We start from the raw sequence: 21,329 nt of genomic DNA on the forward strand, positions 1-21,329 counted from the left end.
GTAGGGTGCGTCAGACCCGACAATTTATCACACAACAGATTTTCTCTATCTGACGCACCGCACTAATATACAATAGACATCCCCAGAAACTAAATATGCGTGACCTAAAACCCCCGTAGAGCCGAGAATCCCTACCCATGGAACGTCTCTACAATCTTTACCGGAGATGTCTATTAATTAGTTCTTGACGGACTACTACTTTACACAGAACAAGATCAAACTAAGTAATGAGATAGGATTAATTATACAACTGATTTTTCCGTTCCCTGATCCTTCCTGTTCCCTCTCTCAACGAATAAATTTAATTTTGTCCGACTACTTATAAAAGACTTTGAGCTAATTTAGCCGCCCCTACCATCCCCGCAGAGTTACCTAACTGTGCAGGTAATATCTGTAAATCCAAACGAGATGTAGGTAACACCCGTTGTTCAATTTCTGCTTTCATCGCTGGTAAAAAAAACTCAAAACTCGCACTAACACCACCACCAAGGACGATCGCTTGGGGTGTGAGGACATAAATTAAACTTGTCAACCCAATCCCTAAATATCTACCATATTCGTCCCAAAAACTCAAAGCCTCGGTATTTCCAGCTTGAGCAAGTGCGCCTATTTCTGCTGGTTCTTTCCCTGTCTGGCGACGAATGGCTGTAACTGAAGTATACTGTTCTAATGAGCCGGAATTACCACTATTACACATTGGTCCTTGGGGATTTAAGGTAATTAAACCCAGTTCTCCCGCTGCACCTAGATGTCCAACAAATAATTTACCATCAAGAATAATTGCACCACCAACCCCAGTTCCCAAAGTCAGCAAAATCAAATTTTGAAAGTTCCGTCCTGCACCTAACCAAGCTTCTCCCAAACCTGCACAGTTTGCGTCGTTGGCTAAAATTGTGGGTTTATTGGTTTTGCTTTCTAACCAATCGGCTAAGGGTATATCCTGCCATCCTACCAAATTAATGGCTACTTTGGCAATCCTTCCAGTTGCGTCCGTGGGTCCTGGAGTACCGACACCAATAGCTACAGTTAGATTATCTGGGTCAACAAGAGCGATCGCATCCACTATGATAGCTAACACATTTTCTGGTGTTGCTGGTTGGGGAGTGGGTACAGTTAATGATTGCAAACAACTACCATCAGCCCCAAATCGCCCTAATTTAATCGCTGTTCCCCCTAAATCAACCCCAATTACTTGATTCACAATACTTTGATTTCATTTATTTGCCGTCAATGATAACATACAGCAGTGAATGAAGAATATTTTTAATTAGGATTTTATTGAAGATATGCACTTTAGCGATCGCCTTACTGAACAGCAAAGCCAAAAAAGCGACTTAGTAGTTGGAATCGATCCAAATTTTGATTTGATGCCAGAATTTCTACTTCCTACAAGCAATAACTCCCAGGAAATTACCACAGCCTTAACTAGCTTTTCACAAGTCGTTATTGAAAGTTTATCAGATTTAATTCCAGCCGTAAAGTTTCAATCGGCATACTTTGAGCAGTTTGGAAGTAGTGGTATCAATGCTTTGGTTGCATCTATCAAATATGCTAAAGCCCACAACCTTTTAGTAATTTTAGATGCAAAAAGAGGAGATATTGATTCAACTTCACTTGCTTATGCTCAGGCTTATTTAGAAGGAGAAACCAGACTTAAAAATGGCATAGTGGTAAATTCAGATTTAGCAGTTGATTGTCTGACAATTAACCCCTTTTTAGGAGAAGATAGTCTGATGCCATTTGTAGAAGTTGCGACTAAATGTGGTAAAGGTTTATTCATTTTAGTTAAAACTTCTAATCCTGGCTCAAGTATGATTCAAGATTTATCTGTAAATGGAAAAAAAATATTTCATCAACTTGCAGAACTGGTTAATCAATTAGGTAAAGATAGCATCGGAAAATCTGGTTACAGTTGTATAGGTGCTGTTGTAGGTGCTACATTTCCTGATGAAGCAAAACAACTCAGAGAAATAATGCCAAATGCAATTTTTCTAACTCCAGGAGTAGGAAGTCAAGGAGGAAATATCGAAAGTATTCTTGATAGTCGAGGACATGATGGTAAAGGTGTAATTGTCCCTATTTCCAGAGGTATTACATATTTTAAAAATAGAGATATGTCTTTACCAGATTATCAATCAGCAGTACGAGAAAGAGCTATTCATTTTATTCAAACATTGCAAAAAAAAGAAATATAGCATTTTCTAGTCTACTAACGTACAAAATTATCAGCGTTTATCTGCGTCCATCTGCGTTTAATTATTACTGCTTGTACCTCACTTGAATGGGAATTGCTATAAATGGATATTGATCAATTTACATTTCAGGCTGACAGTTATTTGGAACAGGGTAATTTTACAGAAGCGATTAGATTTTATGAGCAATGTATTATTCAATTTCCTGATGTAGTTTCTGTCTATTGGTATTTAGGATTATCTTGGTTATTGCAAGGTGAAAATGAACAGGCACATACAATTTGGTTATCAGTTTTTACAGAAGGAAATCTAGATTTTGAACCTGAATATTTGGTGGAATTTTTAAAAAACCAAGCTAAAAAATATTTGTCTTTGCGAAAACCTGAATTTGCCCAATTAATTTATGAAGCTATTTTAGAATGGGATGATAGTCAACCTGAAATTTACTATAATTTGGCTGATTCTGTAGCAATTCAAGGGAATTTAGAGTTAGCGATCGCACATTGGCAAACTGCTATTGAACTTGAGCCTAATTGGGTTGATGCTTATCTTCATCAAGCTCATATTTGGCATAAATTAGGGGAATTTACCTCAGCGATTGATTGTTATCAGCACATACTAGAAATTCAACCTAATTATTTAGTCTATTACGAAATTGGTCTATGTTACACCCAAATTAAACAATGGGAATTAGCTATTAATTGTTTTCATAATTCCCTACAAATACAAGGTAATCATGCTCCCAGTTATAGTGATTTAGCTCTTTCTTTAATCCAACTAGGATATTTAGATCAAGGAATTGAATATTTACGCAAATCTCTGGAAATAGAACCTGAATTTGCTCAAGTTTTAATTAATCTCCTGGAAACAGCAAATTTATCATTGACTAATATTAATGAAAATGGGATTAAATTCATTCAATTACTTTTAGATCATCACGCAAATAAACAAGATTTATATTTAGCTTTAAATAACTTTCTCACTCATCTGCAAAAAGCACCAGAACTAAGTGAAATCACACCAAATCAAACTTACCTTCATCCTCCCACTAAATTTTATGAATCGACTCAACAATGGATAAAAGACAATCCTTCTATTCAAACTAACTATCAACAAATTCATCCAGAAATTGATATAAACTTAACTCATCCTCAAACCTTAGATAATTCTCTACATTTTAGCTTTAGATTTGGTAAAAAGGTTACATTACCCCCTTCATTTGTAGTCACAATTCCTCAAGGTCGATTTTGGCTAAATTCACCACAAACCCAATCTGTAATTATGACAGATGAAAATACATTTTTAGCTGATCTTTCTCCAGATTTTCCCATTCTCAGTCCTAATCATCCTGATAAACATCCAAGTAAACACAGTATTTTTTCTGTTGACAAATTACCTCCAATTCAATTTTTTACAGGAAGAGTTGCTGTTTTAGCTGGACTTGCAAACCATATTTATTTTCATTGGATGTTAGATGTTTTACCAAGATTTGAATTATTAAAAATAGCTAATATAGATTTAATAGATTACTTTATTGTCGATAATCATTTACCCTTTCAAAAAGAAACTTTAAAACTACTACAAATTCCCGAACATAAGCAAATTAATATCCGTGATCTTCATCATGTACAAGCAACTGAATTAATAGTTCCTTCTTTTGCTGGTTGCGTGTCCTGGATGCCAAAATGGACTTGTGACTTCTTAAAATCGCATTTTCTAAAATCAGCACATCTTAAAAAAAGGATTTACATCACTCGAAAACTAGCTAAAGGTAGGAGAATTTTAAACGAAGTTGAACTACAGCAATTACTTCAAACAAAAGGCTTTGAAACAGTAGCTTTAGAGTCAATGTCAGTAATAGAACAAGCAGCGTTATTTTCTCAAGCTGAAATTATTATTTCTCCCCACGGTAGCGGATTAACAAATTTAGCCTTTTGTCAACCAGGAACGCAAATAATTGAGCTATTTTCTCCAAATTACGTTTATCACTGTTATTGGTGGATTAGTAATTTATTAAATTTAGACTACTACTATTTAATCGGTCAAACACTTCCTGGTTGGCATTTACAACATCTTATTTATCCACAAATATTTTCTGAAGATATTTTAATTAGTCTCCAAGATATTTCTCAAATTCTCCAAATAGCAGGTATCACTTAATTATCAATAAAAACACTCTTGTTGTGGATATTTTTACCTTTTGGCTGTTCAAGAACAGTTTGTACATTAGCAATTTGAGAAGAACTAATTCTTTTTTCCCAACTGATAATCGGTGAACCTTTTAAAATACCAGTAAGGGCAAAAGAAAGCATTAACCCACCAGTAGCAGCAGCAATTAAAGAAATATTATCTTTCACGTAATTCTCACATTTCATAACTTACAACTATTTTCTATTTTGTCTTCTGAGGCGAGGATCAACAAACTCATTTAACCCCTCACCAAGTAGTGATAACCCTACAACCATCAAAGTCATAGCCAACCCTGGAAACAAAGTAGTCCACCAGATGCCAGTAGGTAAAGCTTCTAAAGCCTGTTTTAAATCATATCCCCATTCAGGAACATCTTCCGGCAATCCTAACCCTAAAAATCCTAAACCGCCCAAAACCAAAATCGCATCAGCAGAGTTGAGTGTAAATATTACGGGTACACTTTGAATCACATTAAAAAACAGATAACGGGAAAGTATAACCCAATTAGAAGCACCCATAGCTTGAGCAGCTTCAATGTAAACTTCCGTTTTTACACTGATTGTGTGATTGCGAACAACGCGATAATATTGGGGTATGTAGGCAATGCTGATAGCGATCGCTGCATTCAATATCCCCCTCCCCACCACAAAAGCCAGTGTCACAGAAAGTAGTAATCCTGGTAAAGTGTAAATACTATCCATCAAAAATAGCAACACCTTATCCAACCTACCACCCAAATAACCGCTTACCATCCCCAAAGGCACACCAACAGTCATACTCAACACCGTAGCTAAAATTACCACTTGTAGAGCAGCTTGAGCGCCGAATATCGTCCGGGAAAACACATCATACCCCAAACGACTTGTTCCAAACCAATGTGTAGCCGTAGGTGGTTGATGAATCGGGTTAGATAAAAACTCTTTAGGATTTTGTAGCCATCCCCAATTTTGAAAAACTGGCGAAAAGAAGGCTAAGAAGATAAAAACAAGAGTCATAGCCAACCCAATCAACATTAATCTTCCAGATAAAGTGGGATTTTTGGCAAATAGGAGAAATTTCGGGAGTTGCCTTTTTGTAATGGTCATGTATAGCCCAGATTCAGCAAGAGACGCTGACTATTCTACCTATTATTTATCATTTTGAGTAAATTTAAAGTATAATTTTCATATTGATCTCTTTGAGCAAAATAGATGATAGAAACCCTCAACGTACCTCCATCAGTAGGTTTAACGGATGAACAGTTTTATCAACTTTGCATCGCCAATGAACCTTGGAAATTAGAATTGACTGAGGAAGGAGAATTAATCATTATGTCCCCTACTGGTGGAGAAAGTGGTGTTAGAAACTCAGATATTAACTTCCAAGTGTGTTTATGGAATCGTCAAACCAAGTTAGGAAAAGTATTTGACTCCTCAACAGAGTTTAAACTACCCACTGGTGCTTACCGTTGTCCTGATGCTGCGTGGGTAAAATTAGCACGTTGGGAAGCCTTAACCCCAGATCAAAGAAAACGTTTTCCACCTATTTGTCCAGATTTTATCATTGAACTGCGTTCCGAAACTGATTCTTTGGATAAATTGCGGAAAAAAATGCGCGACTATCAAAAAAATGGGCTAATTTTAGGATGGTTAATTGATCCTCAAACACCGTTAGTAGAAATTTATCGTTTAGGACAAGAAGTAGAAATCCTGAATTTCTCCATTGACAACCCACCACAACTTTCCGGTGAAGACATTCTACCCGGATTTATATTAGACCTAACTCCAATTTTAGTTGTTTAGCGATCGCTTTACTCACCACTTAAAATTTCCCTCACCCAATCTTCCTGTTCAAGAGATAACAGAGGTTTGAGAACTTGAGAATAATCAATTGCTAAATCAAATCTAGCCCGTTGGTAAATTTCCTGCAATAATCTCTGCAAATCAATCATAGGTTCAACTTCACCTAAACGCAAGGGAACAGGAAAACAAGGAATAGGGTCTTTTAAATTAAAAGTATAAAGGTCTGCATCAGGTCGCTGATAACTACGACTAACTAAAATGCGATAATCGCCGTTAGTTGCTCCTAAAATTGGTAAACCTTCTCCAACTCTTAACAAGTCAATTTCCACTAAATTAGTTGCAGATGATAAAACTCTTTGTCTTTTAGTTTCATAAATATTTCTACCTTCTCCAGAACGTTTATTTTTAGGTGAAAGTATCTCAATTACAGTCACCACTTCCCGATTTTGAGTTGATCTAACCTCTAAAAATCGCTCAATTACCTCTTCAGACATGGGAACTTTAACTTTACTAGGTTCAACAAATTTCGTCTTCGTTAAAGTTGTACCAGTTTCCAAATTATTTCTTTTTGCAACAGCTACATCAGCAATTCCCACCAAAAAAATATCATCTACACTTGTGTAAACTCGCTCCTCGATAGAAACCCGGTATTGTGGAGCAATTTGGGGAGTTAAATCATCAGCAATAGCGACAATTAAACGATTGTGTACCTGATGCCAAAGTTCAGGTAATTCTAAGTACGGATTCATCCCAGGAAACGGATTGTACATTACCATCTTTCCTTCTCAAACCATTACATCTTAATCCCCTGCACCTCAGCGCGAAAATATTCTCTACAAATTACTAGCAATTAATTGACGATACTCACTCTTTTGCTTCACACCCTTGATTTCCTGTAATAATTCCTTGTTTTTGAACAACTGCACCGTTGGCGTTCCTATTATCCCAGCATTTTGGGCAATATCTTGTTCTTGCTCAATATCAATTTCAATAAAGTGAATTTTCCCTTCAAACTCATCCACCACTTTATTCAAAATCGGCTTCAAAGTATGACAAGGACCACAACCAGGAGAAATGTATTTTACCATAATCAAGCGATCGCTCTCATGGAATAACTTCCGCAACGCATAACCCCCCGCATGACGTGTTGCTTGCAAATTAAACTCACCAACTTCGACTTTCTTCTCCACTAATTCATTCACTGTTACTAACTGCTGATGAAACTCCTGAATCAACCCCTGAGACGATAACCAGCGTTCAGCCAACATGGCCGCCATACAACCAGTACCCGCAGCCGTCACCGCTTGACGAAACTCGTGATCCTGCACATCTCCAGCCGCAAACACACCATCCACAGTGGTTTCCACACCACCATGTTTAGTCACAACATAACCCACCTCGTCTAATTCTAATTGTCCTTTAAATAAAAAAGTATTAGGAGTGTGACCAATAGCATAAAATAAACCCTTAGCTGGTAATTCACTCACCTCACCAGTTTGGTTATTACGGACTTTTAGCCCCGTCATTTCACCATTTCCCAGCACATCCACCGCTTCCGTATGCCAATGTACCTTAATTTTACCATTACTCAAAACCCTGTCCTGCAAAGCTTTAGAAGCCCGCATTTGCTCAGAACGCACCAGCAAATTTACCTGAGAAGCATACTTGGTTAGATATATAGCTTCTTCCGCCGCCGTATCACCCCCGCCAATTATCACCAAGTCCGCACCACGAAAAATTGGGGTTGCACCATCACAAATCGCACAAGCCGAAATTCCTCGACTCCAAAATTTATCTTCACTAGGTAAACCTAAACGTTTGGCCGTTGCACCAGTCGCAATTACCAAACTATGAGCTTTTACTTCCCTCAAGTGCGATCGTACAGTAAAAGGACGCTGACTCAAATCAACAAAGATCACATCCTCAGTATACAACTCGGCTCCCCAGCGTTCTGCTTGCGCCTTCATTTTATTCATCAGTTCCGGCCCCGTAATTCCTTCAGGAAAACCCGGAAAGTTCTCTACCTCCGTCGTAGTCATCAATTGACCACCAGGTAAACCCCCCACTTCAAACCCTTCAAAAACCACAGGTTTTAAATTCGCCCGTCCCGCATAAATCGCCGCTGTGTATCCTGCTGGACCAGAACCAATAATCACTAAATTTTCTACTGCTAAGTTAGTCATAATAATAATCTAAACTCATAACCACTACGTTTATTTTAACACAAACAATTATGTAGCAGTGAAATTTTCACATTTTTCCCAACAATATTGTTAAATGTATCCTTAATTTGGGTATTCTAAAACCAGAGGTAAACTGTCATCACACTTAAAACTACTACTTTACCACTGCTAACTCAAGTTGCTAGTTATTAATTTTTCGGACATTTTGTAGTGTGTAGGGTGTGGTTCGGCAAGCTCACCAACCACGTCAGATAGAATAATTTAGGGTAAAATCGCTAACTTTAAGTTTCTGACGCACCTTATTTGATCTAACTAGCAACTTACGTTACTAAATCAAGGGTTTGTCTGTGTAACTACTACTTTACCAATACCAAATCAAGGGTTTGAAACCCACGGAGGTGGCCTTCCCTGCGGGAAGCCGCTACGCGCCATGCCTGTATAGCCGCGACTTCTAGTCGCCAAGGCTTTTGAAAATACTTTTAATTAAAAATGATCAACCATTAAATAAAACCAATTACATAGGGAAAGAAGATGGACAATCAAGCATCTGAACTATTAGAAAAAATCCGTCAGCAATTTAATAACGCTCCCTATCCAAGAATCCCCCTGGAAGCATCTCCTAAAAATGATTTTAATTCCCTTTATACTCATAATATAGTTACTTCCTTTTATCTAAGAAATCAACAAATTATAGATCCTCAAGGAAAAATGATTTTAGATGCTGGTTGCGGAACTGGCTTCAAATCATTAATTTTATCAGAAGCAAATCCAGGAGCGAAAGTTGTTGGTATTGACATATCAGAGAAATCCATTGAATTAGCTCGTAAACGCTTAGATTATCACGGATTTGACCAGGCAGAATTTCATACTTTATCAATTCACGACTTAGCAAAATTAGGTTATCAGTTTGATTATATTAATTGCGATGAAACCCTATATCTTTTACCAGATCCCATCACCGCACTAAAAGCGATGAAATCAGTGTTAAAGCCTAATGGGATTATTCGAGCCAACCTGCATAATTCCACACAAAGAGCCGAAGTTTACCGCGCTCAAAAAGTCTTTACAATGATGGGTTTGAGAGATGAATCTCCAGGAGATTTAGAAGTAGAACTTGTCATTGAAATGATGCAAGCTTTAAAAAATAACGTCAACATCAAAGATACAACTTGGAACTTTAACTACCAAGGCGAAGAACTCAAAGGCATGGTTTTAATTAATTATTTATTACAAGGAGATAAAGGCTATACTATCCCTGAAATGTTTACATTTTTAAACTTAGCAGAATTAGAATTTATCAATATGGTTGACTGGCGTAAATGGGACTTAATGACCTTATTTAAAGAACCAGATAATTTACCTGCCTTTTTAGGAATGAGTTTACCAGAAATATCTCTAGAAGAAAAACTACAGATATTTGAATTATTACATCCTGTACATCGTCTGCTAGACTTTTGGTGTGGACATCCCCAAGAAGCACAGATTTTTGTCTCACCTGCTGAATGGACTCACTCAGATTGGCAGGAGGTAACAGTATATCTACATCCTCAGTTAAAAATTCCCCAATTCAAAACAGACCTTTTAGCTTCCATAAAAGAGAGCAGGATCTTCCCGATAAGTAAATATTTATCACAAATTGAGGAATTTATCTGCATAGATAGCTCAATGGCAATTTGCCTCATAGATTTGTTAGACCACCCCCAGTCACTAATGTCGATAGTAGAGAGATGGAAACAATATAGACCGATAGATCCTGTCACATTACATTCTATGGACACAGAACAAGCGTTACCACTGGTGCAAAAGATACTTTTAACCCTAGAGGATTTTGGTTGTCTTTTACTAGAACGACAGGTTTGAGGTTGAGCATCCTTTATTTATTGGCAAAATAAAATACTCGTATTTAGAGTTTTTTAACTTTTAGAGAATTTAACCTGATGTACATTTTGAAGGTAAGAATTAATATCTAGGAAGTTTTAGGAGTTTGGTATTTATGGTATAACAGTTTACTAAATTTAAACGGGGTCTAACCCTTCATAAATATGTGACATGGTAGTGACTATCATAAATTAAAGGTTGACGAGTAACAAGAGCAAAATGCTATAACAGCATCAGGTTCTCAGTGCAGAATAACTGAATTGATCATGTTACGAGAGAGCTTAACTTGGCTTCTAGAGGAAACCCGGAATCGCAGTTAATCAAAAATGGTAACACCAGCAATGCTAAATATTTTTAGGCAGGTGGGTTAAAAGTGATAAATATGGCTGACACCTCAAACGACGGCACTTTAATTGAATCCTTCAATTCTGCTAATGTGCCACTACTCAAATCGGTACTTGAGTCGGAGTATCAAACTACTGTTGGGAAAAACTTAGAAAGTAATAACCGACAAGACTGGGTTGCAGAACCAGACAGCGAACAGCAAGCACAGATAAACTCAGAATTTCAGCAGTTGTTGGCATTGAATCAAGAGTTAAGTAGAGCAAATACTGATTTGTATAGTCAAGTAGAACAGTTAAAAACTGAATTAGCTGAAGCCGACAAGATTTTACAGTGGCAAAAAACACGTTCTAGCGTTACTGAGTCAATGCTTAATCAGCAAACTCAGGAACTTTCGGCGGCTCAAGAGCAAATTCAGTCTTTATTTAAACAATTAGAAACGGCTGTACAAACGGTTCAACATCAGGAAATTTTTGTTGAAACTCATAAATCACAGTTACAAATTAGCCAACAACGTCTAGCTCAATTAGAGCGAGAATGTTCTTTATTGCAAACTAACTATAGTGAACAGTCTCATCATCTGCTGCAATCAGAAAACACTTGTCGAGAGTTGCGTACTAGGTTAATGCGCCAGCAACGTCAGACTTTACAGTTTAAGGCGGCGTTAGAAAAATGTCTAGATCAGCCTGTTCCTAGCTATGATACTTTAGAAGATGTTGATTATATAAATAGCGAGCATTCAAGATTTTCGCAAAAAGAGCGTTGGTCTCAACCATCAGTTTTTACTAATGCACAGCCAATTAAACCTTGGTCAGCAGATTCTGGTTTTGTGAGTGATTCTATAAATCATTCTATTAAAGTTCCTGTAAATCCACCGCCATACACTAAAAAATATCCTACCCCAGAGGTTGTTGAATCAGACACCGTTGTTTCTTCTGAGTCTGTTGAGTTAGAGCAGCAATTAGATAGTTTAATTCAAAAGTTTTTTGTGCCACAACCTGTATCTTCAACTACAGAAAATCAGGTTGTAGATTTAGATATTCCAACTTTGACTGTTGAAAATGATCAACAACCAGAACAGGAGTTAGAGGTAGAAGATAGTGTGCCAGATGTACAAATTTCACTGCCTGTTCCTGAGTATAAGAAGCTAAATACTGTGGAAATAGAGGATTATTGGGCGGAAGTTCCTTTACCTAAACAGTCGCAATTACCAGTAGATGATATATCTGCTGAAGTAACAGGTGAATATCCTAGTGATTATAATTCTCCTTCCCCGTTAATTTACCCCCAACGTCCACCCAAGGGGCGCAAGTCGTTGGCATCTGTTGAATTACCTAATTTCCATACTAGGAAGCATAAATAAAGTAAGGAACGCAAATTTAATAACCTGCAATTCTGATTTAAGCTGGAATGGTGCGTTACGCTGTCGCTCTAGCGTAGCCATGCCCGAAGGGCTTTACACACCCTACTTTTGCACTTTATTTAATTCATATTCCTAACTAGGGTTTGCTGGAAAAGTTATCTGTGAGGGGAGGGAACAGGGAACAGGGAACAGGGAACAGTTTTAGCTATCTGGATATCCTCAATTTCCTATATCTGACAAAGAAAAATGCCACCGTTTTGAGACACTATTAGCCAAAACTTTGCACATTTTTGTGACAAAAACCATCGAAACCCTTATTAATAAACGGGTTTAGATTTATTCAGCAAGCCCTAACTAATCAAATCGCCTCTCTGGGATTAAAGACATATAATTGGAAAATAACGATTCAGTTTTTAGTGGATCTAATGACAACTCTTTACAACCGTGATTACGGACTTTGGGCAGAAGAAATGGCGCGTTTATTGGCGGCCGGACAATTTTCTGAGCTTGATATTGAGAATTTGGTAGAAGAGGTTAGGGATTTGTCGAAGCGTGAACGGGATAAACTATTGAGTAGTGTGCGCTTAATTTTACACCATCTTCTCAAATGGGATTATCAGGTTCAAAAACGCTCTAGAAGTTGGCGACTAACAATTGAGCGTGAACGTATTAATATTAGTCTTTATCTGAAAGACAGTCCTAGTCTTCATCGTTATTTATGTGATGAATGGTTAGATAATGCCTATCGTATTGCTAGATTGGATGCTGCTAAGGAAACAGATTTAGATTTTCCTATGGATTGTCCCTATGGAATTGAGGATGTTTTAGAGCGTTCTGTGATTTTATAGTAATTGAAGCGCTGGCGACTGGAAGTCGCGGCTATACAAACAAAGTCCACCTCCGTGGACTAATAACGTAAGTTGCTAGTTAGATTAAATAAGGTGCGTCAGAGTCTTAAAATTAGTGAGTTTAGTCTAAATTATTCTGTCTGACGCACCCTACAGACTACAAAATATCCGAAAATTAATAACTAGCAACTTGTAGTATAATACAGGACTTAGGTAAAATATCTCTCAAAATCTGATTTCTCTGTGAACTCTGTGCCTCTGTGGTTCATTTTTCAGTGACTTCTTGTCCCCGGTGAGTGGGGACTGGTAAAATTTCCTCTGTCTCTATCGCGGTTTGCCAATAGAAATGGCATAGTTAATTACTAGCATTCGTAACCATAGTCCTGGATAGCGGTTTTCTAGCCATGATTGACTTGATTTGAGAAGATGGGGAAACCATGAATTTAATAAAGCACTAATTAAAGTGTGACGACCAAAGTTGAAATAATTACCTAACCATCTAACTAAGTCTCTAAATCCTGCTAGTTGCCAAATCCATAACAACAAGGCTGGGTTTTTTGTGGCTGCTTTAATGGCTAAACGGTTAAATGTCAACCAATCGCAACGATCCTTAATAAAATTATCGGCGACTTCTAGGGGTTCATCTGCTAGTAGTCCAAAGAAGGTATTAAGCATGGAGTTTACCCGTTGGGGGGGGATAAATTTTCCTGTGGGAACCATCATGCCTTTAGAAAATAGCCAGGTGACGGAAACGTTGCTTTGGTAGGCACGAATTTGATTGAGGTGACGGAAACTCAATAGATCATGCTTGAGGGCTGTATCTAAGAGGGTTGTGAGACGTTCTAGGTTGCGAACTAGGGAGCCAAAGCCGGTAAAGATTAGGGGGGATTGCAATGAGGCAGCATCACCGATCGCTATTAATCTATCAAAGGCAATAGTGCGATCGCTACTACTAACGCTAAAATGCCCCGGTATATAACCAAAAGTTGGCTTTCTCCATACCAGTTTATCTAAATCGCAGCGACGATACTCAGGCAAAATTGTAAAAAAGTCCTCGTACATCTCCAGCAAAGAACCGGGATTTTCTGCATTTACTTCATGGTAGTGAAATAAATACACTGTTAGTTCTTCCCCCGCACCAGGAAATAATTCCCAAATCAACTGTCTACCTCTAGAAATATCCCCGTGGCTGTAAAGTACATCTCCATAATCAGAATCCCACACACCAGGATCAAATCCCTGCTCAATTACTGCCCCCACCGTCGGACAAACGCTATCAAAAGCCCTACCACCATTTAATTGCCAAGCGATAGGGGAAGCAGTTCCCATTGAATCAATTAATAATCTCCCAATTGCTTGCTGTTCTTTGCCACTAGGTAAATGCTTGACAGTAATTGCAACTTGTGTATTATTGATATCTGCCCGAATGAACTCCGTTTCGTCCCAAATGTCACCCCCTGCTGCTCGTAACTTTTGTCCGCATAATTGCAGCAATTTTTCAGAATCTAAAGCTATATTTAACACGGTGGGAGTGTGGAGAATCGGCGCTTTGAGGTGAGAGGGATTATTGGCATCAAAGAATTTATTAAATCCATCTTTGTATTCTCTGGCAATAATGGTTTCTAATTCGGCATTTGTCAACAAACCAAGATTAATTAAACATTGGATTTCATCACGAGAAATATTCCATTCTCGGTTCATCCGGCCAAAGGGCAATCTTTCCACCAACAGGACTTTATAGCCTAATTTAGCCATAACTGCCGCGTGAATTGAGCCTAAAGCACCACCGATATAGATGAGATCATATTGAATATCAGCTTGTTGGTTATTTTCCGAATAAAACAAGACCTGACGGGGCTTTTGAGGATTTCTGACTCCTTCTCGCCAACGTTGTTCCCACCAGTAAACGCGGTTAAGATCATATTCCCCATTCGACATTTTTTGAAAATATTTGACAGTTAGGGGATAATAAGATTCCAACTCTGCGAAAATCGACTTTTGGGAATCAATTGCTGGCGGTTCTGGGTATTGGTGGGGAAAGCGGTCTCTGATAGCTCTAGTTAAGCTAGATAGAATTTGCTCCTCATCAGGAAAGGGTTTATTTGCCCAGCGAAATACTTTCAGGTAGGTAGTACGCTGCACCGACCAGACAAATATTGACAGTTCATCTGCCAAATTTTCTGTAATCTGCTTACCAGTGGTTGCATTTTTAACAGTAGTTCTCAGGCGAACACCTTCTGGAGTTAGTAATTTTTCCCCATCTCCCCAGGCTAAATCTACTTCTTGCAGCCATTTACGGACAACGGCTGTGTCAGTGCTAGGGATTTCTAAATAAAGGATCTCTTTCATACTCTGCTACAATCTCCCATTGATTTACTCACTCCGACTGATTTGACTGAGGCAATAAGTAGGTTAGACTCCGCCCAATTACGTTGTTAAAGATTCCGTAAAGAAATTTTAATAGTTTGTCAAGTTTATTGTTCATTTTGTACGGTTTGTAAAACCCATGCCATGAATTATCCTATCCCAGACAGTCCACAAGAAATTTTTGCCCTACGTCAACAGCCAGTAGATGAAGAACTGGTTGCCGTAGTAATCGCCGGTGTGGTCAAAGTTGTCCGCGCTCAGGGTCAATCTTTAGAAGAGTTAACAGCCCAAGTTTTAGCAGATGACCCGATGTTAGATATACAACAACGACGCTGGTTAAGTAAAGTCATTACCCAAGTTTGGGACAGTTTTTATTAGAGGATTGGTGATTGGTGATTGGTGATTGGTGATAAATTAATTATTCCTCCCCTACTTCCCCTGCTTCCCCTGCCTCCCCTCTGACAGGTGTAGGTTTTTAATTTAGGTGTGAGTTGACACTCTCAAACGCAATTTTAAACTGTCTGAAAAGACCAAATTTCGTTCTTGAGTGGGAACTCAGAGGGGAAAGAGGAGTTTTCAATCAACGGAAAAACCCCATTTCAGATGCTTTTGTAAAATACCTACACCTGTCAGAGGAGGCAGGGGAGGCAGAAATTATTGTTCATCTCCATAGGAGAATTGTTCATCTCCACAGGAAAATCACCAATCACCAATCACCAATCACCAATCACCCATTACCAATCACCAATCACCCATTACCAATCACCAATCACCCATTACCCAAATTTATTCCCGTCTAAATGAGTCAAAAATTGGACTAAGTATCATGCCGCTCACGAAGCCACCAATGTGCGCCCAGTAAGCAACTCCTCCTGTTTCTACGCTCATGTTGGCGCTTGCTTGAAGACTAGCAAAACCAGATATGAGATTTTGAATAAAAAATAATCCAATCATGAATAATGCAGGAATATTGATTGTAGTGATGAAAAACCCTAGAAAAACTAAGGTTGTAATTCTTGCTTGGGGAAACCATAACAAATAAGCACCTAATACTCCAGAAATTGCTCCACTTGCTCCCAAGGAAGGAATACTAGAATTGATGCTGATAAACCATTGACATAACCCTGCAAAAGCACCACAAATTAAGTAGAAAATCAGATATTTTAAATGTCCTAAACGGTCTTCAATATTGTTACCAAAAACCCAAAGATAAATCATATTTGATATCAGATGCCACCAACCACCATGTAGAAATTGTGATGTAAATAACGTTGTCCATTCTCCGGCAAAGTTGTTGGTTAACTCATTGGGTATTACAGCATACAATTGTAAAAATGAATCTAGCTGTTGTGTATTTGCTAGACTGATTTCGTGCAGAAATACTAAAATATTCATACCTATTAAACCATAAGTAAAATATGGTTTAATTCGTGTTGGATTATTGTCATAGAGAGGGAACACAATTTTTTTCCTAATTATCCATTACTTGCAATATAGCTTGATTAGCTGGATTTTTAGCCGTACAAAGTTTAAAAAAAGTTGGAGGAAATATCTATCTCCGTTGTCTCTAGTTTTTCGAGAATTTGCGGTTTAATCTTTTCGTATTCCTTTTTGAGTAGGCTTTTACTCATTGAGGCATTCCCTGAAGAAGGAATCAAGTTGCTAGTTAAGAGCCACTCTTGGAATCTTTGATTTTGGGTAGAGGCAATACTAGCGGATAGGATATGGCTACAATGACTGGGGTTTTCTCTGGCAAAGAAAAATAATTGGTAATGATCTGTTTGTTGGAGTAAGCGGATAATCTGTTGTCCAAAATTAGTTTTGAGATCCAGGTAATAAGGCAACCATTTTGCTCCATGTTGACGGTTGTAGATGACTGTAATCCATAGGAGCATGGGGTGGGGAGTGGAAATGAACAAAAACTGATTATAACGAGTACAGATCAGACGCTTTTCAATTTCTGCTTGAGGTAACATCACCCATAAAGCGGCTAAAATTTGATCGTTGTAATTAATGGCTTGGGGAAAAACAATATTAGCAATTGGTTTATTAGCTGGCCAAGAGGTGAGTTGAGTGGTCTTGATGGTTGGTGGTAATAAATCAGGGGTTACTTTTTTTTCAGCTAAATTGTTGTTATTCTGTGATACTAATGGTTTAGGGTTTGGCTTTTCCTCTGGGATCAAGATTGTTGATAGATTGCTGTAGCTAATTTCTTCGGGTTTTGTCTGAGTTTTGGGGGTTGGATTTGGTAAAGTCAGATCGAGATTAATGGGGGGTGTCTGGTCTTGTGGTGATTCTACAGACTTTAATATTTCAATGATTTCACCAATATTTTGAGGGCGATCGCTAGGTTTTTTTGCTAGACAACGCATCACCAATTGATGAATCTCCTGTGGTATTTCTAGTGTAGGGTTAACCTCCATTAAAGAGCGTGGCTGTTGAGATTTATGGAGTTTATACCAAGCTCCAAAGGATTGAGTTGATGCTAAAAGTGGCATTTTGCCTGTCAGCATCTCAAACATCATCACACCCAAACTATAAATATCAGAACGACTATCTAGTTCTTTACCTTCGATTTGTTCAGGAGAGGAATAAGCTAGAGTACCTAAATAAAATTTAGTATTATCACTATTGGTCATGAGTAATTTAGCAATACCAAAGTCGAGGACTTTGACCAGTTCACCAAAACTAGAGTCTTGAATCACCAGCATATTGCTCGGTTTAATATCACGATGGATAATTGGGTAGGTTTTGCCATCTACTGCGATGCCATCGTGAGCGCATTTTAACCCCAAACAAATTTGTCGGGTCATGCTGAGGAATCTGGTTAAAGGAATATGTTGTCTGCGAATAATGGTATTCAACCCTTGTCCTTGTAGATATTCCATAACGTAGTAGGGAGTTTTATTTTCATCTACTCCATAATCCATTACACGGACAATGTGAATACTTTTTTGCCCTAGCAAGGCACAGGTTTTAGCTTCACGCTCAAAACGCTCTTGCAAGCGCATTTTTTCGTTTTCGATGGATAAACTGAGGAATTTAATAGCAACGGGTACACCTCCCAACACAATATCTTTAGCACGATATACTCGTCCCATTGCTCCTGTACCAATTAAATCCTGAATTTCGTAGCGGTTACTAAGTAAGCGACGAAGGTTGGGGTCTGACATAGAAAATTAGACTTGAATGGTCAATGTCGTTCTAGACTGGCTTCCATTGTGCTGGTTAAAAAATGACCTGCTAGGATGCCGCTTGTGAGGTAGTAATGAGTTTCGGATATTTTGTGTAGGGTTTCAAAACCGCTACGACGTTGGCGATCGCTCAATACCCAATAACGCTGGACAATGGTATCTGGACAAATCCAGCCTTCGCCTTCAACTTGTCCTAAAAGATTATGCTGGAGTAAAAAAGTGTATTGACGATCGCCGTCGTCCATCCGTCCTTTATATTGAAAGGAGATTTCTGAGCGATCGCTATCTAGAAATATTAACTTTGTGGCCATTGAGAACCAGTTATCTTGATTCCAGACTACCAAAGTCATGCCCTTAAAGGTAACTGGCATAGAATTACGTTCTAGCCAACTTCCTTGCATCAGCCAGCGTCCTGGTTCTAATAAAAAAGTGTGCGCCACCTTCTACATTCCTTGTTTTTATAACTCTCACCTAGCAATGTTCTGGTGAATTTCTCCCAAAGGCACTGCTAGATCTGCTCCTGTGACAACAGGTAAGTTGCCAGGAATGTCTCTCTGTCGCCAATAAGCTAACACGGCGAAAGCGATCGCTTCTTTAAAGGTCGCACTCAAGCCGACTTGATCTGTCGTTAAAACTGGCACTGAAGCCAATAGCAATTCTAACCTATTTTTTAGGTAAAGATTGCGACTACCACCACCACATAATAATATTTTATCTGGCATTTGGGGTAAAAAGCTATGGTAACTTTGAACAATGGAGGCGGCTGTCAGTTCTGTGATTGTTGCTAGTAGGTCGGCGGGACTAAGTTGGTATGTTTGGGCATCTTTTAAACAATCATGTAAGTAGTTGACCCCAAATAACTCCCGTCCTGTGGATTTAGGTGGGGGTAAATGAAAGTATTCCTGTGTCAGCCATTTTTCTACTAAGGCATGATAAGGGGTTCCACTGGCTGCCCAATTGCCGTTTTCATCGTAATTTTGAGCGCCGTTGGTCAAATGCTGGACGGCTAAATCTATTAAACTATTACCGGGTCCTGTATCCCAACCACGTATCTGATCTAGCCAGTTACCTTGACGGGGGGGAAGATAGGCGACGTTTCCAATACCACCTATATTTTGAATACAACGTACTTCTGTGGGATGACTGAGTAAATAGGCATCAACCCTGGGGACGAGGGGCGCGCCATGACCACCAAGGTTAATATCCGCTACACGAAAGTTACTGATGGTGGTGATGTTTGTGATTTGGGCAATTAAAGCCCCCCGACCGAGTTGCATGGTGTACCCTAATTGATTTCCTGGTGGTCGATGATACACTGTTTGACCGTGAGAGCCAAGGAGGGTTGCGGGTGGGTGATCGATTTGAATATTTTGGGCTGCTTGGGCAAAACAAAGAGCGATCGCATCGTCTATTGCTGCTAATTCTGCCATGGCAATGGGAACACCTGCACAAATCGCCAAAATCCGCTCTTGTAATTCGGCCGGATAGGGATAGGTTTCTCCCCTTAGTAATTGAACTTCTAAATCCACATCTGTACCGGATATCTCTACCAAAACGGCATCTATCCCATCAACAGATGTCCCACTCATTAACCCAATCACGCGAGTAGTTTGCATTAAAAAATAAAACTCCTATTTGATTTTTAAAATATAAGTAGGGTGGGCAATGCCCACCACAAGCAGATTTTGGTGAATATTACACAACCTACACCAATTAAAATTTTTCAGATATACTAAACACGGCTTAATCATTTGATTCTGTGGGTAAGGGTTTAGCATGCTAAACCCCTACAAATTTGGGTTTTTCGTAATTTTGTAAAAGTTCATATCCCAACCGTTCTTAGTATATCATTTGTAATTGATATAGATTCTTTTTTGATTACTTGAAATATACTTTGTACTGGGTTTTGGTGGGCATTTCCCACCCTACTTTAAGATATTTTTCAATGATTACGAATTATTTCGGTTAATATCTTGCAAATCAAGGGCATAATTTAAACGTAAAACATTGACTCCAGGCTCACCAAATATCCATAAAAATCTGGTATCAGCATATTTATTAATTAAAGGAATGATTTCACTTTCTTCAAGATTGCGTGTCCTGGCTACTCTGGGTAACTGTTGACGTGCTGCTTTCAAAGAAATATGGGGATCTAATCCTGAGCCAGAAGTATAAATTAAATCGGCTGTTGGTTGGATATTTTCATCTTCAAATTCACTTGCTTTTTCCGTAATTCTATTAATTAAGTCTGGGTTACTAGGTGCAAGATTACTAGCACCAGATATACCTGTTGGTTGAGCTTTTTTACCTTGACTATATCTGACCACACTAGGACGACTATGAAAGTATTTATCTGAAGTAAATATTTGACCAATTGCAGCCGAACCAATCGGTTCAGCATTAATATTCAAGACAATACTACCATTTGCTGTATAAGGAAAAGCAATTTGACCGACTCTGAGTATTGCTAAGGGATAAACAATTGCTGTTAATAACCAAATCACCAAAGTTATACCAACGGCTCGGATAATTTCTCGAATAAAAGTCATCATAGTTAACTTTTTTTGTATCTGGGATTATTGATTTTCTTGAGAGACTTTATTCTGCATTTTTTCCAGGTAGGCATCAATCTCCCCGACATTTTGAAAAACTTCAGAAAGCGGTACAGCTTTGACAATATCAAACACTTTTTTAACTTGGGGACTAAGATTGGTGAAATATACCATTCCTGACCTTGATTTGATCATTTTTCGGGCTTTGGCAAAAATTCGCAGACCAGCACTGGAAATAAAACTTAGATTACCAAGATCCAAAATCAGGGTTTTGATCTCGTTGTTCATCTGATCATTGATAAATTTTTCTAATTCAGGGGCGGTAATAGCGTCGAGTTTTCCATCTAAAATTAGATGTACAGTATCAATTTTGGATGTTTGGGACTGAATTTGTAAGGACATAATTTTGATCTGGATTTAAAATCTTAATTGTGATAGA

The 21,329-nt window shown here is 38.4% G+C and carries 19 protein-coding genes; 7 read left to right on the forward strand and 12 right to left on the reverse strand.

The window, feature by feature from the left end:
- Positions 1-319: 319 nt before the first annotated feature.
- Entirely contained in the window at positions 320-1,201 is an 882-nt protein-coding gene (locus VB711_RS14820; RefSeq protein WP_323286883.1) for an ROK family protein, read from the reverse strand.
- A gap of 85 nt (positions 1,202-1,286) precedes the next feature.
- On the opposite strand from VB711_RS14820, the gene pyrF reads away from it, so the two are divergent.
- Both pyrF and VB711_RS14830 read left to right on the forward strand, forming a co-directional pair.
- Complete coding sequence (gene pyrF, locus VB711_RS14825) at positions 1,287-2,195, forward strand: orotidine-5'-phosphate decarboxylase (RefSeq protein WP_323286884.1); 909 nt, start codon at positions 1,287-1,289, stop codon at positions 2,193-2,195.
- 102 nt (positions 2,196-2,297) lie between these two features.
- Positions 2,298-4,352 (forward strand): glycosyltransferase 61 family protein, encoded by a 2,055-nt coding sequence (locus VB711_RS14830; RefSeq protein ID WP_323286885.1) that lies wholly within the window; start codon positions 2,298-2,300, stop codon positions 4,350-4,352.
- On the opposite strand, the gene VB711_RS14835 is transcribed toward VB711_RS14830, so the two are convergent.
- Together VB711_RS14835 and VB711_RS14840 are read right to left on the reverse strand one after the other, a co-directional pair.
- The gene (locus VB711_RS14835; protein WP_323286886.1) at positions 4,349-4,549 is read right to left on the reverse strand and encodes a hypothetical protein; all 201 of its coding nucleotides are present in this window, start codon (positions 4,547-4,549) and stop codon (positions 4,349-4,351) included. The two genes, VB711_RS14830 and VB711_RS14835, sit on opposite strands and share 4 nt — an antisense overlap.
- 27 nt (positions 4,550-4,576) lie before the next feature.
- The gene (locus VB711_RS14840) at positions 4,577-5,467 is read right to left on the reverse strand and encodes an ABC transporter permease (protein ID WP_323286887.1); all 891 of its coding nucleotides are present in this window, start codon (positions 5,465-5,467) and stop codon (positions 4,577-4,579) included.
- A 105-nt stretch (positions 5,468-5,572) separates the two neighbouring features.
- Here VB711_RS14840 and VB711_RS14845 point away from each other — a divergent pair, with 105 nt between their 5' ends.
- On the forward strand, positions 5,573-6,163 hold the full coding sequence (locus tag VB711_RS14845) for a Uma2 family endonuclease (RefSeq protein ID WP_416233583.1): 591 nt from the start codon (positions 5,573-5,575) through the stop codon (positions 6,161-6,163).
- 8 nt (positions 6,164-6,171) lie between these two features.
- Here the strand turns inward: VB711_RS14845 and VB711_RS14850 are convergent, their stop codons facing one another.
- Together VB711_RS14850 and trxB are read right to left on the reverse strand one after the other, a co-directional pair.
- Entirely contained in the window at positions 6,172-6,933 is a 762-nt protein-coding gene (locus VB711_RS14850) for a DUF4058 family protein (RefSeq protein WP_323286889.1), read from the reverse strand.
- 63 nt (positions 6,934-6,996) lie between these two features.
- The gene (trxB, locus tag VB711_RS14855; protein ID WP_323286891.1) at positions 6,997-8,346 is read right to left on the reverse strand and encodes a thioredoxin-disulfide reductase; all 1,350 of its coding nucleotides are present in this window, start codon (positions 8,344-8,346) and stop codon (positions 6,997-6,999) included.
- 531 nt (positions 8,347-8,877) lie between these two features.
- On the opposite strand from trxB, the gene VB711_RS14860 reads away from it, so the two are divergent.
- The 3 genes from VB711_RS14860 (at position 8,878) to VB711_RS14870 (ending at position 12,777) form a co-directional block, all read left to right on the forward strand.
- Entirely contained in the window at positions 8,878-10,206 is a 1,329-nt protein-coding gene (locus VB711_RS14860; RefSeq protein ID WP_323286893.1) for a class I SAM-dependent methyltransferase, read from the forward strand.
- A 400-nt stretch (positions 10,207-10,606) separates the two neighbouring features.
- Positions 10,607-11,929 carry a hypothetical protein gene (locus VB711_RS14865; RefSeq protein ID WP_416233584.1) on the forward strand — a complete coding sequence of 441 codons (1,323 nt, stop codon included), beginning with the start codon at positions 10,607-10,609 and terminating at the stop codon, positions 11,927-11,929.
- Between the two features lie 425 nt (positions 11,930-12,354).
- Entirely contained in the window at positions 12,355-12,777 is a 423-nt protein-coding gene (locus tag VB711_RS14870) for a DUF29 domain-containing protein (protein WP_323286894.1), read from the forward strand.
- 324 nt (positions 12,778-13,101) lie between these two features.
- Here the strand turns inward: VB711_RS14870 and VB711_RS14875 are convergent, their stop codons facing one another.
- Positions 13,102-15,126, reverse strand: a complete 2,025-nt coding sequence (locus VB711_RS14875; protein WP_323286895.1) for a flavin-dependent dehydrogenase — start codon at positions 15,124-15,126, stop codon at positions 13,102-13,104.
- A gap of 162 nt (positions 15,127-15,288) precedes the next feature.
- On the opposite strand from VB711_RS14875, the gene VB711_RS14880 reads away from it, so the two are divergent.
- Positions 15,289-15,522 carry a hypothetical protein gene (locus tag VB711_RS14880; protein ID WP_323286896.1) on the forward strand — a complete coding sequence of 78 codons (234 nt, stop codon included), beginning with the start codon at positions 15,289-15,291 and terminating at the stop codon, positions 15,520-15,522.
- Positions 15,523-15,930: 408 nt separating this feature from the next.
- On the opposite strand, the gene VB711_RS14885 is transcribed toward VB711_RS14880, so the two are convergent.
- The 6 genes from VB711_RS14885 to VB711_RS14910 form a co-directional block, all read right to left on the reverse strand.
- A complete protein-coding gene (locus VB711_RS14885; RefSeq protein WP_323286897.1) occupies positions 15,931-16,605 on the reverse strand; it encodes a rhomboid family intramembrane serine protease in 675 nt (224 codons plus the stop codon).
- Between the two features lie 68 nt (positions 16,606-16,673).
- A complete protein-coding gene (locus tag VB711_RS14890; RefSeq protein ID WP_323286898.1) occupies positions 16,674-18,317 on the reverse strand; it encodes a serine/threonine-protein kinase in 1,644 nt (547 codons plus the stop codon).
- A gap of 20 nt (positions 18,318-18,337) precedes the next feature.
- Positions 18,338-18,778 (reverse strand): hypothetical protein, encoded by a 441-nt coding sequence (locus VB711_RS14895; RefSeq protein WP_323286899.1) that lies wholly within the window; start codon positions 18,776-18,778, stop codon positions 18,338-18,340.
- A 27-nt stretch (positions 18,779-18,805) separates the two neighbouring features.
- Positions 18,806-19,954 carry an anhydro-N-acetylmuramic acid kinase gene (locus VB711_RS14900; protein ID WP_323286900.1) on the reverse strand — a complete coding sequence of 383 codons (1,149 nt, stop codon included), beginning with the start codon at positions 19,952-19,954 and terminating at the stop codon, positions 18,806-18,808.
- Positions 19,955-20,287: 333 nt separating this feature from the next.
- A complete protein-coding gene (gene kdpC / locus VB711_RS14905; protein ID WP_323286955.1) occupies positions 20,288-20,887 on the reverse strand; it encodes a K(+)-transporting ATPase subunit C in 600 nt (199 codons plus the stop codon).
- Between the two features lie 27 nt (positions 20,888-20,914).
- Positions 20,915-21,292, reverse strand: coding sequence for an STAS domain-containing protein (locus VB711_RS14910; RefSeq protein ID WP_323286901.1), 378 nt, complete (start codon positions 21,290-21,292; stop codon positions 20,915-20,917).
- Positions 21,293-21,329: the final 37 nt, after the last annotated feature.

Origin of the sequence: Cronbergia sp. UHCC 0137 (assembly GCF_034932285.1) — a bacterium.
Classification (GTDB): Bacteria; Cyanobacteriota; Cyanobacteriia; order Cyanobacteriales; family Nostocaceae; genus Cronbergia.